Genomic DNA, 16,910 nt, shown 5'->3' with positions numbered 1-16,910 from the left:
CGCCCGCGCCGAGGGGATGCTTCAAGGCGCGACCGGCTCCATACGTCAGACCTTGCGCCGAAGGGGAATCCGGAGACCTGGGCTCACAGGTCACCCCCCATAGTCATGGTCTTCACGGAGAGTAGCCCGTCAGCCGAACGTCCGCATGAGCTGCTGGGCGCTCCACGCGGCTTCCCATCGAGAGTACCTCGGGGGCGCCCAGTCTGCTCGATGCGGTTGTTCGGCGAGGTCCAGTGACCGGCCTGCCCAATGCGCTCCCGGGACGTTCAACCCGTCATGCGGTATGGGGGGCGAGTCCGCCCAGTCTGTTGGCGTCACCTGCGACGGCGGCTTCGGCTGGGTCGGCAAGCCCTGGGATGAGCGCCGGGTTTGCCGACGCTCATCCCAGGGTATACACCGTGTTTCCCAAGTGGTTGCCCGAAGGGCAACGAAGGAAGGAGTAGACATGGGTGCACTAGACAACAAGGTCGCTCTCGTGACCGGCGCGGCGTCAGGGATCGGTCGCCAGAGCGCTCTGGCGTTCGCGAGAGCAGGAGCGAAGGTCGTGGTTTCGGACGTCACGGTCGATGCGGGCGAGGAGACCGTGAGCATGATCAAGGAGGCCGGTGGCGAGGCCGTCTTCGTCCGGGCGGACGTCTCCAAGGCGGCCGACGTGAGCGCGCTGATCGCCAAGGCGGTCGAGGTGTACGGGAAGCTCGACTGTGCCCACAACAACGCCGGCATCGAGGGCGTACTGGGACCCTGCGGCGACTGCACCGAGGAGAACTGGGACCGCACCATCGCGATCAACCTAACCGGCGTGTTTCTCTGTTGCAAGGCTGAGATCGCCCAGTTCCTGAAGCAGGGCGGCGGCGTCATCGTGAACACGGCCTCGGTCGCGGGCCTCGTCGGCTTCGCGGGGATCCCCGCGTACACGGCTTCCAAGCACGGCGTCAACGGCCTCACCAAGCAGATCGCGCTGGACTACGCCACGGCGAACATCCGCGTGAACTCGGTGTGCCCGGGCGTCATCCAGACCCCGATGATCGACCGGTTCACTGGCGGCGATCCCGAGGCGATCAAGGCCTTCACGGCAACGGAGCCGGTCGGCCGCCTCGGCAAGCCCGAGGAAGTCGCCGCCGCGGTCGTATGGCTGTGCACGGACGACGCCTCATTCGTGACTGGCATCAACATGCCCGTAGACGGCGGCTTCATCGCTCAGTAGCGAATTGGCCCAGAAGGGCCCGCGATCTTCTTCCCAGAGGCGAAGAGGTTCGACACGCTGCGGGGCTTCGATCGCTTCGACTGGGCGCATCGAACCGCCGACTCGGACTCTCGCCTAACGTGTTACGGCATGAGCCGCGCCCAACAACTGTCATGGTAGCCGAAGAAGCGCGAAGACGGCTCGATGCCGGGGTTAGATTCATCCCGCCCGGCGTTCACGCCAGTAATGGGGCCTGCGTCTCTGGTGCGCAACGGCGAGAATCAAGACGACATCACCATCGATCTCGTAGATCAGGTTGTAGGGGAACTTCGCGAGGACGAGCTTCCTGATATCGGGGTCGATCTCCGCCGCCGCATGCGGATTCTCTAGGATTCGCTGATACCCGTCATCGAGTTGATCGAGGAACGCTGTGCCGAGTCCGAGGCTTTCCGCGTCGTAGTAGTCCGCTGCGTCATTGAGCTCGCGGTCTGCGTCCTCGTGGATGTTGAGAATCACGGAGTCTACCGATTGGCGCGTGCGCGGGTCAGCGACTCGTTCGCCGGGAAAGTCTGCGCCCGTCCGGCCTTCACATCAGCGCTGCGGCGCCTGGCCTCAGCAATCCAGAGACGCTCGACCTCGCTCTCTGACAGAGACTCAAGGCTGGACAGCAATTCATGAGCGATGGAAGCGCGCGTCTCAGCGTCGAGCGTCATTGCTTCTCGCATGATCTCGTCGACCGTCATGATGACCACCTCGTAGACCCGAAGACTCGTATACGACGATTGTACCCGCGCGGGCTGACATCAGGGGAGGCGGGATTGAATCTAACGTAGTGCGCGTAACCTGCAGACCGAGGCCGACGAGGCCTCGTAAGAAGCGTAGCTCCATCGCCGAGGTTTGTCAGGTTGACGCGCTGGTTCGGCGAGCGGGAAGGACGGCGGTAGCCGTCCAGAGCGATGCACCAAGAGACGATCTTGCCCCCAGGTCGATGCGCTCCGGGATCACAGGGCCGACCACTCCGCTCCCGCAATGCGCACGCCTCGCTGCCGTGTCTCGCGGGTCTCGATCGCCAAGGAGCCTTCGTCCACCACGGCTGTGCGGAGATCGACTCCCCGCCCTCCCGACCGCCCATGTGTGAAACCATGCGCCGAAGGAGAGTCGGGGGATCGGACCTCGCAGGTCCGGCGAGAGCATGCGCGCACGGGATGTGTGGATCCGGATGCGGCGAGAGCGGTGCACAGGAGGACGACCTTGGTCCCAGGTGGACGCGCCAGCGTGTGCGAGGACTGTCCGCTCCGTGCCGCTCGCGCTCTCCCCGCCGCCGTGTCCGGCGATCCCCGGCCGCCGGAAAGCCCGCGCCGACCGCGTCTGCGAAGAGCGGACGTATCGAGGCGCGATCCGCTCCATGCGTCAGACCGTGCGCCGAGGGGGAGTCCGGAGACTGAGGCTCGCAGGTCACCCACCATATCCATGGTCTTCGCGGAGAGTGATCCGTCTGCCGAACGCATTGCGGATGAGCGGCGGACGTGCGCTCTCATCCGAGACGACCTTACGCCGTCCGCTCGATCCGCTGGTTAGCTTGGTCAGCGCTTCCCGCTGTTGTCGTAGTCCGAAAGGCCCTTGCGAGCAGCATCCATCTCAATCGCGGCCTTTGCCCAGTACTCCTGGATTGCGTTGTCGACGTAACCGCCGGCGAGCTCCAGCTTAGCGTCAAGCTCTGGATGCTCCGCCTTGAAGTCAGTGAAGGCGACCGCTGGAGAGTCATCGAACTTGATGGCCCACACATCGTTCGCCGACTTGTAGAAGTCGATCGCGGCGCCGAGGTCCGCTGCTACTGCCTTGGCGTCCGCGTCCTTGGGCTCATACACTGCAAGTGCTGCTGCGGCCTCTCGCACGAGGCGACCGTAGTCGCTGTAGTTGACACCCACCTCCGAAGCAGACTCAACGGCCACGGCCGCCGCGTAGAGGCTCTTCAGCTCCCCGAGCCTAGACGCTCGCGTGGCGGCAGACCTCTCTGCTGCGCGGTTCTGCGCCATGACTACGCCTCCGATTGAGCCTCCGGCGAGAACGATCGCCAGGATGACACCGGCCACGATCCAACTGGTCTTGGGCTTGGGCACGTTTCGGACGGCGGCAGGAGCCGGCGAAGCGACCGGGTCGGCGAACGGCGAAGGGTTCACGACAGTTCCACAGGATGCGCAGAACGACTTCTCCTCAATCAGCTGGTCTCCGCACGCCGCGCAGCGGGCTACGTCCATTCCGACCCCTCCCCGTGTCGACCGGATGCAGACGGACCGTGCTCACTAGACTCCAACGTCTCAATGAATCCAAGCTAACAAGGATTCTGCAGTCTGCGAGAGATGTCGTGTCGGGCAGACTTCTGCTGTGTAAGAGGGTACTTCTTCCAGCGATTACAGTCACTACGTCGTCTTCTGTTTGCCGTGGTAAGGACTTATGCAGTCTGCGTAAGCCAACGCGAGACACGTAAGCCTTACGCACCTGCACCTTTGCACCTACGGCCTTGCATCCTCCTTGGCCGACCTTCCCGCAAGTCGATACAGCGGCCACGCGAACCCCATGGCCAGCGCTCCCACGAGATACCCGACCGGGATCGAGAACGTGCGGGCTATCCACCCGAATCCAGGCTGCCCGATCGAGCCTCCCACATCGCCAAAGAACGAATCCAGCGACAACACCGTTGCCCGCTGCGCCGACGGGATGTGCTCGTTGAGGAACGCCTGTCGCACGGGACCCATCACACCCGACACGACGCCGAAGAGCCCGAACAGCAGCACCATCACCGCAAAGGCCACGGGGCTGCCCCCTTCCGGCGCTAGAACACCGAGCACGCCCAGCGCCGCAACGCCGACCGCGTTCGCCACCGCTCCCCCCGCGAGCAGTCGCACAGGAACGCGCCCCCACGACGTCGTTGTCACGCGCCCGACGAGCGCGTTTCCGACTACGCTGGCCAGCCCAAAGAACGCCGTGACCGCGCCGGCGACCCAAACAAGGTCCGGCCGCCCAAGGAGCTGAAGCGCGTACGGCTGCGACGCATAGAAGAAGTACAGCATGAACAACCCCTGCGCCGCCGACACGAACATGAGTGGTCGCACGACCGGACTCCGCCAACCATATCGTGTACCCGCGTCGAGAATCGTCCGCGTTTCGGCGCCGAACCGCGACAGTTTGAGCGGCCTCGGCTCAAACCCGATCTCGTGCATCATCACGAACGTCACGACGAAGGCGGCGAGCAACGTTCCTGCGCGCACCAGGTACGGCAGCTCAAGATCGACCTGGCCAAGGAACCCGCCCGCGAGCGTACCCACGAGCATCGCGATTCCGAACACCATGCCGCCGCGCGCGAAGACCTGCTCGCGTGGTCGGTCGTAGCCCACATGATCCAGCGCATCCACGAGCCACGCGTCAACCGCTCCAGTCTGGCATGTGAACCCGAAACCGATCAGTACCGATGCGCCGATGAACGCCCAGAGTCCCCATTCGTGTCTCGCAGAACCCACGTACAGCAGCGTCGAGACGAACAGGATGCCGATTCCGAGCAGGAAGGACGCTTTGCGCCCAATGGTATCCGCGATGACTCCGGTCGGGACTTCGAACACGACCTGTCCGGCGGTGAATGCGGCGTTCACGAGCATCACGTGAAAGATGTCGAGACCGGCTCCGAGTAGAAAGAGCGTGTTCACGCCCCAGATGAGTGATGTGGCCAGCGTGAAGAGCGCGCTCGTGGCGATGTAGACGCTGACAATCCGCTTGCCGCTCATCGCCCGCTCGTCCACATCGCCTCCAGTCCACATCGCCTTCCCAGAAGGTTCCCCTCGGCGGGGTTGCCGTCTCGAGGCGAACACGTGTACGCTACGAACACGCGTTCGTATCCTCAAGCGCTCAATCGCGGAGGTCTCCCATGCCCGACACGCACACCGCCGCCGCACCGCGCCCTGCCAAGGAGATCCTGACCGCGCTCAACCCACAGCAGCGGGCCGCAGCCTCGCACGAAGGCGGGCCGCTGCTGGTCGTAGCAGGAGCGGGAACCGGCAAGACTGCCACCCTCGCCCACCGGGTTGCCTTCCTGATCGCACGCGGTGTCGACCCCGGCCGCATCCTCCTGCTGACGTTCACGCGACGAGCTTCCGCCGAGATGCTGCGCCGCGTGGACGCGCTGCTGAAGCCGCCGGGTCTCCTTGGCGAGCCGACCGAGACGGCGCGGCGCACTGCCACCTCCGGCGCGAACGTCTGGGGCGGCACCTTCCACGCCGCCGCATCGCGCCTGCTCCGCCTGCATGGTCGCGACATCGGCCTCGAGCCGGACTTCACCATCCTGGACCGTGGCGACGGCGAGGACCTCATGCACGTATGCCGGACCGAGCTCGGGCTCGGAACCGCGGGCAAGCGGTTCCCCCAGAAGTCCACGTGCTTCGACATCTACTCGCGATGCGTCAACGCGCGCGAACCGCTCGCACACGTGCTTGCAACCCGCTTCCCCTGGTGCCGCGATGCCGAAGAAGACCTCGGCCGCCTCTTCGCCGCCTACACCGACCGCAAGGAGTCGCAGCAGGTCCTCGACTACGACGACCTGCTGGTGTTCTGGCACGGGCTGCTCGCCTCGGAGGCCGGAACACGGGTGCGCGATCGCTTCGACCACGTGCTGGTCGACGAGTACCAGGACACCAACGTGCTCCAGGCGGAGATCCTCTCACTGCTGCGTCCGGACGGAACCGGAGTGACGGCGGTGGGCGACGACGCGCAGTCCATCTATTCCTTCCGCGCGGCCACGGTGCGCAACATCCTCGACTTCGAGCAGCGCTTCCCCGGAGCCACCGTGCTCACCCTCGAGCGCAACTACCGCTCCACAGCTCCGATCCTCGATGCCACCAACGCGCTCATCGCCGAGGCGACCGAGCGTCGCGACAAGACGCTGCACACCGACCGCGACGGCGGCACGCGCCCGGTACTCGTGTCCTGCCGCGACGAGGTCGAGCAGACCGACTACGTCATCGACGCGATTCTCGAACACCGCGAGCGGGGCACTCTGCTTCGCGAACAGGCCGTGCTCTTCCGCGCCGGGCATCACTCCGCGGCGCTCGAGATCGAGCTGTCCCGGCGCAACGTTCCCTTCATCAAGTACGGCGGGCTGCGCTTCATCGAGATGGCGCACGTCAAAGACCTCACCGCGTTCCTGCGCCTGGCCGAGAACCCCCGCGACGAGACCGCGGGCCTGCGCGCACTCCAGCTGCTCCCCGGCATCGGCCCGCGCACGGCCGCAGGTCTCATGCACTCGCTCGCCGGAACCGGCTGCGACTTCGAGACGTGGGTCGGCTGGCAGGCGCCGGAAGCCGCAAGAGGCGCCTGGCCCGGATTCGTCACTCTCATGCGCGGGCTGTCCAGCTCGGAGCCCGGCGACCTCGCTTCCCAAGTCCACGCCGTCCGGGTCTTCTACGCACCGCTACTGGAGATGCGCTACGACAACGCCGACGCACGCCTGCGCGACATCGAGCAGATCGAGTCGATGGCATCCAAGTACCCCGACCGGCAGCGGCTGCTCACCGAGCTCGCACTCGACCCACCCGCCTACACCCAGGAACTCGCCGGTCCTCCCCTGCTCGACGAGGACTTCCTCATCCTCTCCACAATGCATTCCGCGAAAGGGCTGGAATTCGACGTCGTCTACGTGATACACGCCGCCGACGGCAACATCCCCTCGGACATGGTCACAGGCTCCCCCGAGGAGATCGAGGAGGAGCGCCGCCTCATGTACGTCGCGTGTACCCGCGCGCGAGACGACCTCTACGTCACCTACCCGCTGCGGTACTACACGCAGCCGTTCGGACGCGCCGACCCCCACGGCTACGCGCAGCGAAGCCGGTTCGTGACCGACGGCGTGGCGTCCCTCTTCAGGTCGGTGCAGGCGCAACCGGATGCGGGTGAACCCGAAACCGCAGCTGGCGCGGCGGGACGAGTCACCACTGCAGACATCCGTGCCGGGCTCGGCTCTATGTGGATGTAGCCCCTACCCCGCGTCTTGATTGCAGCCGTGCGGGTGCTCTTCGATGAAGGCGACCGCGTCTTCAACCGAGTCCGTCACGTGGATGAGATCGAGGTCGGACGGCGCGATCGTGCCCTCAGCAACTAGGCGATCGCGAAAGAAGTCGATCATCGGCTGCCAGAACTCCTTGCCCACCGCCACCACCGGGAAGAACGTGATCTTCTCGGTCTGCATGAGCGTGAGGGTCTCAAAGACCTCGTCCAGGGTGCCGAATCCGCCCGGCATCACGATGAACGCGCACGAGTACTTCACGAGCATCACTTTGCGCACGAAGAAGTGCTCGAACTCGACCCAGCGGTCGACGTAGGAGTTGGGCTGCCGCTCCTTGGGCAGGTGGATGTTCGCGCCGATGGACAGACCGCCGGCCTCCTGGCAACCGCGGTTGGCGGCCTCCATGATGCCCGGTCCCCCGCCGGTCATGACGCAGTAGCCCGCCTCGGCCAGCTGTCGTCCGACGTTGCGGGCGACTTCGTAGTACGGATGCCCCTCGTGGAAACGCGCCGAGCCAAAGACGGTCACACACGGCCGGTCGAGCGACAGGAACTCGAACCCGCGCAGGAACTCGAGGAAGATGCGGACCGCGCTTTCGACGTTATCGGAGTGTTGGCGCGTGCCTGCTAGGAACTCGGCCTCGGCACCCACCACGTCTTCAAGCAGAGAGCGGGGCAGGGGGCGATCCGCGTGCTCCGGCTTACCGGAGGGGTTGTTCACGCCGGAGTCGTCTACCACTTCCCGTACTCCTCACCGTGCTCGCGGTATTCCTTGACCGGAAGGCCGAGCGAGTCCCGCAGGTTCAGGATCTTGCAGGCTACCTCCAGACAGCTTACCCACTGGAACGCCTCCTCGAGCACCGTGCCGATGGCGAACGGGCCGTGCCCACGGAGCAGGACGCACTTGTAGTCGACGAGCGCATCGGAGACTACCTCGGCCACCTCGCTCGATCCCGCCGTGAGCGAGAGCGCGTACACCGGCACCTTGTGCAGCAGGTAGCTCGCCTCGGAATCGATCGGGACGATCTCGTCGTCGACCAGCGATCGCATGATCGTGTGGGCGGGATGCGCGTGCACGATCGCAAGTGCGTTCGTCTTGGCGTAGATGGCGCGGTGCACGACGATCTCGGTGGATGCGAGGGCAACCTCGGAATCGTCGTGGTCGAGCGCAGTCTCTATGATGTCGGCCGGCTGCAGACGCCCGAGCATCGAACCCCGCCGGGTGATCATCATCCGGTCCCCGACGCGCACGGACATGTTGCCACCGTGACTCGATATCGCGCCCGACAGGAACAGGTCGCGCCCCACGCGTTCGAAATCCTCGTACATCAGGCCTCCTGACCGGCTGTCGGACCCGCAGAGTCGCTTTCGACCGTCCACTCCAGGTCGAGTTGCGCGAGCTTGCGAGAAGTCGGTACGCCGGATTCGTCCCAACCTCTGAACCGATAGTACTCCGCAAGCATCGGCACGAGATCGACGACCTCACCCGCCGCGTTCGGGTCTTCAAGCAGCCTCGCAGGCAGCCTGTCGTCGGCAGCGGTGATGCCCTCTCGCAGATTGAAGGCGCGCTCGAGATTCCAGATGCGCTCCCCCGCCCGCAGCAGATCCTGTCCGCCCACCTCGATGCCGGTCACGGCGGTCAGCAGCCGCGCGTAGTGCTCCTCGGAGAGCGCAAAGCTCGAGAACTTGCACAGCGACAGAGAGTCGAGCACCGCGCCAAGGTGCTGCGCGACGATCAGCAGCCCCGCCTTGCCACCCACGGCGTCGCGATCGACCAGCTTGGGCGTGCCAAGTACTTCGAACCCGACCATGTTGCCGCGCAGATGGCACCCGCCGCGGTTGCTCGTGGCGTAGCCGAGGCCCTGCCCCTGCATCCCGCGAGGATCGTAGGCGGGCAGTTCGAGCCCCTTCACCTGCATCGCGGCGTCGGGCATCCCGTGCGCGACCGCGAGCGCCCTGCTGCCTTCGGCCATCTGCTCGCCGAGATCGCCGTCGCGGGCAGACAGCGCGCGAATCGCCGCCTCGACCGCTGCTCCGTCGCCTCGCGTAGGACCCGGGGCGGCGCCTGCCTCGGCGAGCTCGATCGCGCACGCGACCGTCCCGCCGGTCGAGATCGTGTCGAGCCCGAGCTCGTTGCATAGGTAGTTGAGCTCGACCACCGTCTCCAAGTCGCCGATGCCCAGGTTCGCGCCGAGCGCCCAGATCGTCTCATACTCCGGGCCGTGGCCTTCGCCATGCGCGGTCTTCGTCTGCCGGCCGCACTGGATGGGACAGCCCCAGCAGCCGCTCCGGCGCACCAGGAACTCCTCGGCAAGTCGCTCGCCGGAAAGCGACTCGGCCATCTCGCCCGCAGCGGCGCGGAAGTTGTCCGCCGGCATCAGCCCGCGCTTGCCAAGGACACCCACAAGCATCGCGGTCCCGAACGCCGGAAGCGCACGGCTCGTGACCGGGTTGGCCGACAGTGTCTTGTTGACCTCGTAGAGGAAGAAGTCGAGGTCGTCGGGGCGTGCGACCGCAGGTCGTCCCTCTCCGCTCGCCACGATCGCCTTCAGGTTCTTCGAACCCATGACGGCGCCCATGCCACCACGGCCGAGCGCACGCTTGCCGTCCACCATGATGGTGGCGAGCTTCACGAGATTCTCTCCCGCTGCTCCGATGAGTGCCACGCTCGTGGCACGCGTGTCGCCGATGAGAGCTGTCGTGGACGCGGCGACTCCCGCGCCCCACAGCTCACCGGCGGTCTCGAACGCGACACCACCGGAGTCGATGCGCACCACCGTGGGCTCCTCGGCACGACCGGTCACGACAAGCGCGTCGAAGCCGGCGGCCTTGAGCCGCACTCCGAACGCACCTCCGCAGTTGGTGTCGAGAATCGTCCCGGTCAGCGGCGAGCGGCCGGTGAGCGAGAAGCGCCCGGAGGTCGGCGCCTTCGTGCCGGTCAGCGGGCCTGTCGCGAAGATGAGGGGCGCCTCCGGCGCGAGCGGGTCGGTGCCCGGGGGCATGAGATCCCAGAGCAACCGCGCCCCCAGGCCACGGCCGCCGATGAACTGGCGTGCCATCTCCTCGGCAAGGGGCTCGACGCGCGTGGTGCGCGCCGCCAGGTCGACGTAGAGCAGCTTTCCGGCGTACCCGTACGTCACGCCATCTCCCGACACTCGGCTAGCACTCGGCACTCGGGTGCTCGAGCTTCTGGTACTCCAGCGCGCGCGCGAGCTTGTAGAAGTCGCTGTCCCGCTCGATGAAACGGATCCTTGTCTTGAGCGTATCCGGGTCGACCAGATCGCCGAATGGAACGTACTTGAGCTGAAGTTGGTTCTCGACACTGACCATGTGACCCGTCAGGCCCTCGTCAACCAGCGCGCGACATGCCCCCGTACCAAGCTGCGTGCCAAGGAGCACGTCGAATGCGCTGGGCTCCGCGCAGCGGGCCTCGTAGCCGACCTGCTTGTGTCGGACCTTGATGGAGTGTCCCGTGTCGCTTCTGTACTTCGCCTCCAGCGCCTTCGCCAACATCTTCCCGACCTGTGCCACACCGAGAACGATGTTGCCGTGTTCGTCGGTCTCCTGCGGACGCTGGGAATCCGGCAGCTTGTCCGCGAGTCCTTCGGCGATGCAGATGACGCCGTGCTCCCGGCCGTCCTTCACGCGGGCCTCCATGAGACTCGCCAGCTCGGCTGCAGCGGCATCGAGATCGAAATGCCCGTCGAAATCCTCTACCGACATGATCCGCGTGGCCTCGCCGGCGATGCCGGACGCGTACGTGAGCCAGCCGGCCTTGCGCCCCATGATCTCGAGCACGTACCAGACCTTCGTGGAACGCGCATCCGCACCCAGATTGCGGATCTCGGCCGCTGCGTAATGTGCTGCCGAGAAGAACCCAAACGTCCAGTCGATACCGTAGTAGTCGTTGTCGATGGTCTTTGGAACATGGACGACGCGAACCCGCCGCACCTCCGGCGCCAGCTCCTGCATCTTGTAGATGTAGTTGGCGGTCTTGAGCGTGTCGTCGCCACCAATCGAGATCAGCGCGTCGATGCTGTAGGCCTCAAGCGCATCGTAGACGGCCTTGAGCTTGCAGTTCTTCTCGGGATCAGCGAGGTCTTCGAGCTTTGCCACGGGCTTGCCGGGGTTGGCTCGCGACGTCCGCAGGATGATGTCTTTGCGGTTGCGAATGACCGAGACATCATCCCGACACAGGCAGATGTAGTGCTTGTCGCGCTCGAGTGGAGTCTCGGGCGAGTAGCGTTCGAGGTTCTCGTAGCCGTCGTAGAAGCCCATGACTTCGATCCCGGCGTTCAGAAAGCTCAAAACCGCCGCGGAAATGACCGCGTTTGCAGCCGGCGCCGGTCCTCCCGAAAACAGAATCCCTACCCGCTTGATGTCAGAAGCGGCACTCAAGCGAAACACCCCCTCGGATGACGTTGCAGCGTGTGTCCTTTACCTACCCGGTACCCTCGTCCCAAACGCCGATCGAACGCAGCCTTCGGTACCGCGCCTCGACCAATTCGCCCGAATCACGGGAGCACAGCGTCTCGAGTGCCGACGACACGCGACCGTGCACATCGGCCATGACGGCGGCGGCGTCCGTGTGTGCTCCTCCAAGCGGCTCCGGAACGATCTCGTCGACAATACCGAAGCCAAGGAGATCCTCAGCGGTCATCTTCAAACACTCGGCTGCCTGCGGCGCATGTGCCGAGTCCTTGAAGAGGATCGACCCGCACGCTTCCGGCGTGATGACCGAGTAGTACGCGTTCTCCAGCATGATGAGCCGATCGCCAAAACCGATGGCGAGCGCCCCGCCGGAGCCGCCCTCGCCGATTCCTACGACAACGACCGGCACCCGCAAGCCCGAAAGAAGCGCGAGTGACTCCGCGATGGCCCATGCCACGCCGCGCTCCTCGGCTTCGATGCCGGGAAATGCGCCTTGCGTGTCGATGAAGCTCACGATCGGCAGCCCGAACTTGTCGGCCAGGCGCATCGCGCGCATCGCCTTGCGATAGCCCTCGGGATGCGGACTGCCGAAGTTGCGCCGGATGTTCTCCTTGGTCGTCTTGCCCTTCCTGTGGCCAAGGACAACGCAACGCCGTCCATCGATCGTCGCCAGCCCGGCGAAGATCGCCTCGTCGTCGCCGTACAGCCTGTCGCCGTGCAACTCGATGACGTCGGTGAACAGCGCCGGCAGATAGTCCTGCATCTTGGGCCGTTCCGGGTGCCGGCTGATCTGCACCCGCTCCCACGGGGTGAGGTTTTCGTAGGTCTCGATGCGGAGTCGCTCAAGCTGCTCTTCCAGCGTCGCAATCTCGGCGGCAAGGTCCGGTTGAGACGCCAGATCCATCCGCTTGAGCTCGGCGAGCTTCTCCCTGAGTTCTGCGAGCGGCCGCTCGAACTCCATCACGAAGTGACTCATGCGACCTCACCACCGGAGCGGGACGTCAGGTACTCGAGCACCAGGCCCACTCGGTCGGTAAGCTCTGTTCTCGGCACGACATCGTCGACCATGCCATGTTCACGCATGAATTCCGAGGAGCGGAAGCCCTTCGGCAACCTTTGCCGGATGGTCTGCTCGATGACGCGCTCGCCGGCGAACCCGATGAGCGCGCCCGGCTCGGCCAGAATGACGTCGGCCAGGACGGCGAAGCTCGCAGTGACGCCGCCCATGGTGGGATGCGTCAGGATCGTGACGTAGGGCAGACCCGCGTCCGCGAGGCGCGCGGCGGCGGCGCTCGTCTTTGCCATCTGCATGAGAGAGAGCATGCCCTCTTGCATGCGGGCACCCCCCGACGCAACCGTGATGACCACGGCGCGGCGCTCGGCCAAAGCGGTCTCAAACGCACGCGCGACCTTCTCGCCCACCGCGGAACCCATCGACGCCGCGATGAAGCGGAAGTCCATGGCGCCCAGGATGACAGCGTGCCCACCCATCTGTGCGCGGCCAACGACGAACGCCTCAGCAAGGCCGGTCTTCTCCTTGGCGACGGAAATGCTTTGGGTGTACGGCTTGACCGCGTCGAAGCCGAGCGGGTCGAGAGAGGTCACGCCAGCATCGAACTCCACGAACGTGCCCTCATCGGCGAGCATCACCACCCGCTGAGCGGCGGTGAGCTCGAAATGGTGGCCGCAGTGTCGGCACACACGAAGGTTCTCGGTCAGTTCACCCTCGTAGATGATGTGCTTGCATGCGGTGCACTTCGTCCACACGCCTTCGGGCACGTCGGTCTTCTGGCCCGTGGTGGCGGTGTACTTGCGGTCCTCTCGCGCCTTGAACCAGTCAGCGATCGACATGTCACCCAATCCATTCGGTACATGCGTCCGTATAGCATATCGCGGCACCGCCCGGGATGTCCGGGGCGGTGCCGCGCATTCTGGCGTGTACGTGAACCGCCGTCGCCGCCGCAACCGGGCGACGACTCCTAGACGGTGAAGTCCTGCGTGCCCTCAAAGACCGCGAGCGCCCGGTCGGCGTCGTAGTCTGCCAGGGTGATCGCGCTGATCGCCTTGGTCAGACGCACGGCCTCGCCCAGCTCGCGCTGGTGGATGTTGCGACCCGTGGCGTTCCCGCTGGCGCCACCCACGTGAATCTGCTCCCAGAGCTGCGTGAGGAAGGTCCTCGCGTCGACGGTCGAGCCACCGGCGCACACGAGACCGGTACGCCCACAAGCCGAGGAGGCCTCCTTGAGCTTCTCCGCCGAGGAACCGGAGTCGTCGCCCTTGGGCGGGTTGACCTTCACGAAGTCCGAGCCGAGGCAGAGCCCCACGCCGGCGGCGCCGGCGATGAGGTGCGCGTCCTTCTCGTTCTCGACAGCCGTGCCACGCGGGTACAGCCACAAGACAACGATCATGCCTGCGGCGTGCGCCTCGGCGATGAGCTGGCCAGCCTCGATCATCATCTGCGACTCGTACTCGGAGCCCAGGTAGATCGTGTAGCCGACGCCGACAACGTTCACGCCATTGTTGGCGAGGTCGAACGCGGCCTGGATGTCGTAGAGCTGCGGGCTGTAGGGATCTTCCTGCTTGGTCTTCACGAGATGGGTCTTGCTGTTCATCTTCACGAGGTAGTTGATGTCCGGGTAGTCCGCGGCATACTGGGCGATGAGGCCGCGCTGTCCGGCAAGGATGCCGCAAACGCCCTGCGAGCCGATGCGGAACAGGTGCTCGGGATCGGAGTCCTCGGCAGCTATTCCCTCGCCGTGGAAGTCGTCATTCATGTGCTCGATCTTCTGGTCGCACGCAAACAGCATGAGACGACCGGTGCCGCGCGTGGCGGCCATGTAGTTGTCGATGTAGGTCTCCCGCGCTTCTGCCGGTACATCGGCAGGAACACGAACCTGGTCACGGATAATGGTCGGCATCTTATACCCCTCCAAAGACTCGGGACTGCTGACTCCTCACGGGCGCGCGGCGCGCACCCGAACCCTCTTGAGCGCATGACCAGGGTAGTGCAACGGTCGACGCTTTTCTACCCGCCTGGACGGCTCGTCCGGACCGAGGCGGGCTACGCAGGGTTGATAAGCAGCCGCATGACGCGGTGCGGCGTGCCGGTGCGCGGAGACAGGAACTCATCTCCCTCAACGGCAAACCCGAGCTTCTCGTACATGCCGATGACATGTGTGCGCGCGTCCAGATAGACCTGGCGGCGGCCCTGGCGGCGCGCCAGCCCGATGAGCTCCAGCACGAGCGCCCGTGCGATACCGTGGCCACGCCAGCGCTCGGTGACGCACACCTGGAAGAGCTTGCTGTCGCCGCCCTGAAGGTGCAACCGGGCGTAGCCCACGACATGCTCGTCGATGACCGCAGCGAGGTGAACGTATGTGCGACCGTCGGTGTCCTCGACGAGTGTTTCTGGAAGCCCCCATTCGCCATACAGGCATTCGTAGCGAATCCCCTTGGCCTGCTCGTACTCCGGCGTACCCGGAGCGACATAGCGCAGATCGAACGGCTCCATGTACCCCCCTATCCGCGGAAACCATTCGTGACAGGAACGCGGCGGTCTTTGCCGAAGGCTTTCGTCGTGATCTTGACGCCCATCGGCCCCTGGCGGCGCTTGTACTCCGCCGAGTCGACCATTCGGACCACGCGCTCGACGGTGGCCCGGTCGTGACCATCGGCGACGATCCGGTCGACCGAGCGGTCCTGCTCTACATAGAGAGCGAGAACGGCGTCGAGAACGTCGTAGGGTGGCAGCGAGTCCTGATCGATCTGATCCGGTCGGAGTTCGGCGCTTGGAGCCTTGTCGATGATCGCTGCAGGAATGACTTCGCCGCCCCGGTCGCGCCAACGAGCAAGTTCGTACACGCGGGTCTTGAGCAGGTCCTTCAGAGGCGCGAAACCGCCTACCATATCGCCATACAGCGTCGAGTAGCCGACCGAAAGCTCGCTCTTGTTGCCGGTCGCGAGCACAAGCCAACCGAACTTGTTCGACAACGCCATCAGCAGCGTCCCGCGAACACGCGACTGCAGGTTCTCCTCGGTCACGTCGGGCTCGCGCCCGGCGAACACCGGCGCAAGCGTCTCCTCGAATGCGCCGAACGGCCCTTCGATCGGCAGCTCCATGACCTCGATGCCGAGGTTGTCCCCGAGCGCCTTCGAGTCATCGACACTACCCGCCGAGGAGTACCGCGACGGCATCATCACACCATGGACGTGCTCCGGCCCCAGCGCATCGGCGGCGATTGCGGTCGTGAGCGCCGAGTCGATACCGCCCGACAGGCCCAGGACGACGTCGGAGAAGCCGTTCTTGGTCACGTAGTCGCGCAGGCCTGTGACGACTGCCTGGTAGATCTCCTCGGCAGGTTCGGGGACCGGAGCCGTGTGGAATGCGGCGCCCAGCTTGGCGCCTGGAGTGAAGTCGACGGAGAAGAAGTCCTCGGCGAAGGTCGCGCCGCGCGCGATGACGTCACCAGATGGCGAGATGACGACCGAACGGCCGTCGAAGACGAGTTCGTCCTGGCCGCCGACCATGTTGCAGTAGGCGAGCCAGGTGCCGCTCTCGCGGGCACGGGTGCGGAGCATCTCTTCGCGCTCGTCGCCCTTGCCGGCGTGGTACGGAGAGGCCGAGATGTTGAGGAGCACGCTCGCGCCTTCAGCAACGGCCTCGGCGACTATCTCGGGAGTCCAGATGTCCTCACAGATCGTGTTGGCGAACATGGTTCCGCCCAGCTCGATGAGCCCGACCTCATCGCCAGGAGCGAAGTACCGGTGCTCGTCGAAGACGCCGTAGTTGGGCAGCCGACGCTTGTGATAGACCTGCAGCACCCGGTGGTTGCCACACAGTGCGGCGGCGTTGTAGAGAGTGTCCCCGACCCGGTTCACGAAGCCGACGATCGTGGCGTTGCCGCAGGCAGCCGAGACCTGCTCGAGCGCATCGAGGTTGGCCTCGACGAAATGGGGCTTGGACAGCAGGTCCTCGGGCGGGTAGCCGGTGATGGCGAGCTCGGGGAGGAGCAGGAAGCCTGCACCCTCCTCCGCCGCGCGCGACACCGCCCCGATGATCTTGGCGACGTTGCCGCCGATGTCTCCGACGGTCGGATTGATCTGGGCCAACGCGATGCGCACGGACTGCCCTCCCTCACACGTAACCGCTATGCGGACGAGCATAGCACTTGGCTACTGCAGTTTGGCCTGCTCCCAACGCCACGGCCAACACATGACACGAACCTCTCAAACCGGGTATTGACCCTAA

Annotated in this window: 15 protein-coding genes; 2 read left to right on the top strand and 13 right to left on the bottom strand. The window is 65.2% G+C overall.

Translation table 11 applies throughout. The features are described 5' to 3' along the window. The first annotated feature begins 445 nt into the window (after positions 1-445). Positions 446-1,204: an SDR family oxidoreductase gene (locus Q8K99_03775; protein MDP2181669.1), complete on the top strand. Its 759-nt coding sequence runs from the start codon at positions 446-448 to the stop codon at positions 1,202-1,204. Positions 1,205-1,402: 198 nt separating this feature from the next. Here Q8K99_03775 and Q8K99_03770 read toward each other — a convergent pair whose 3' ends face one another. The 4 genes from Q8K99_03770 to Q8K99_03755 all read right to left on the bottom strand — a co-directional run bounded on the left by Q8K99_03770 (position 1,403) and on the right by Q8K99_03755 (position 4,977). Then, positions 1,403-1,699 carry a type II toxin-antitoxin system RelE/ParE family toxin gene (locus Q8K99_03770; GenBank protein MDP2181668.1) on the bottom strand — a complete coding sequence of 99 codons (297 nt, stop codon included), beginning with the start codon at positions 1,697-1,699 and terminating at the stop codon, positions 1,403-1,405. A 5-nt stretch (positions 1,700-1,704) separates the two neighbouring features. Beyond that, on the bottom strand, positions 1,705-1,926 hold the full coding sequence (locus tag Q8K99_03765) for an addiction module protein (protein MDP2181667.1): 222 nt from the start codon (positions 1,924-1,926) through the stop codon (positions 1,705-1,707). Positions 1,927-2,766: 840 nt separating this feature from the next. After that, entirely contained in the window at positions 2,767-3,441 is a 675-nt protein-coding gene (locus Q8K99_03760; GenBank protein MDP2181666.1) for a hypothetical protein, read from the bottom strand. Positions 3,442-3,696: 255 nt separating this feature from the next. Beyond that, a complete protein-coding gene (locus tag Q8K99_03755; protein ID MDP2181665.1) occupies positions 3,697-4,977 on the bottom strand; it encodes an MFS transporter in 1,281 nt (426 codons plus the stop codon). Between the two features lie 125 nt (positions 4,978-5,102). Between Q8K99_03755 and Q8K99_03750 the strand changes: the two genes are divergently transcribed. Continuing rightward, positions 5,103-7,202 (top strand): ATP-dependent helicase, encoded by a 2,100-nt coding sequence (locus tag Q8K99_03750; protein ID MDP2181664.1) that lies wholly within the window; start codon positions 5,103-5,105, stop codon positions 7,200-7,202. A 3-nt stretch (positions 7,203-7,205) separates the two neighbouring features. Here Q8K99_03750 and Q8K99_03745 read toward each other — a convergent pair whose 3' ends face one another. The 9 genes from Q8K99_03745 to Q8K99_03705 form a co-directional block, all read right to left on the bottom strand. Continuing rightward, positions 7,206-7,970: a TIGR00730 family Rossman fold protein gene (locus tag Q8K99_03745; protein MDP2181663.1), complete on the bottom strand. Its 765-nt coding sequence runs from the start codon at positions 7,968-7,970 to the stop codon at positions 7,206-7,208. Next, positions 7,964-8,560 carry an aldolase gene (locus Q8K99_03740; GenBank protein MDP2181662.1) on the bottom strand — a complete coding sequence of 199 codons (597 nt, stop codon included), beginning with the start codon at positions 8,558-8,560 and terminating at the stop codon, positions 7,964-7,966. The genes Q8K99_03745 and Q8K99_03740 overlap by 7 nt, the downstream gene beginning before the upstream one ends. Continuing rightward, positions 8,560-10,371: an aldehyde ferredoxin oxidoreductase family protein gene (locus Q8K99_03735; protein MDP2181661.1), complete on the bottom strand. Its 1,812-nt coding sequence runs from the start codon at positions 10,369-10,371 to the stop codon at positions 8,560-8,562. Before Q8K99_03735 ends, Q8K99_03740 begins: the two co-directional genes overlap by 1 nt. A gap of 19 nt (positions 10,372-10,390) precedes the next feature. Beyond that, positions 10,391-11,629, bottom strand: coding sequence for a 6-phosphofructokinase (locus tag Q8K99_03730; protein ID MDP2181660.1), 1,239 nt, complete (start codon positions 11,627-11,629; stop codon positions 10,391-10,393). Between the two features lie 43 nt (positions 11,630-11,672). Continuing rightward, entirely contained in the window at positions 11,673-12,638 is a 966-nt protein-coding gene (locus Q8K99_03725) for an acetyl-CoA carboxylase carboxyltransferase subunit alpha (GenBank protein ID MDP2181659.1), read from the bottom strand. Further along, a complete protein-coding gene (accD, locus tag Q8K99_03720; GenBank protein MDP2181658.1) occupies positions 12,635-13,513 on the bottom strand; it encodes an acetyl-CoA carboxylase, carboxyltransferase subunit beta in 879 nt (292 codons plus the stop codon). Before accD ends, Q8K99_03725 begins: the two co-directional genes overlap by 4 nt. 128 nt (positions 13,514-13,641) lie before the next feature. Next, positions 13,642-14,580 carry an aldolase gene (locus Q8K99_03715; GenBank protein ID MDP2181657.1) on the bottom strand — a complete coding sequence of 313 codons (939 nt, stop codon included), beginning with the start codon at positions 14,578-14,580 and terminating at the stop codon, positions 13,642-13,644. Positions 14,581-14,723: 143 nt separating this feature from the next. After that, positions 14,724-15,173, bottom strand: coding sequence for a GNAT family N-acetyltransferase (locus tag Q8K99_03710; GenBank protein MDP2181656.1), 450 nt, complete (start codon positions 15,171-15,173; stop codon positions 14,724-14,726). A gap of 8 nt (positions 15,174-15,181) precedes the next feature. Continuing rightward, positions 15,182-16,825: an NAD+ synthase gene (locus Q8K99_03705; protein ID MDP2181655.1), complete on the bottom strand. Its 1,644-nt coding sequence runs from the start codon at positions 16,823-16,825 to the stop codon at positions 15,182-15,184. Positions 16,826-16,910 lie beyond the last annotated feature (85 nt).

It is taken from the genome of Actinomycetota bacterium (assembly GCA_030682655.1).
Classification (GTDB): domain Bacteria; phylum Actinomycetota; class Coriobacteriia; order Anaerosomatales; family JAUXNU01; genus JAUXNU01.
This window is presented reverse-complemented; position numbering and strand designations above follow the sequence as displayed.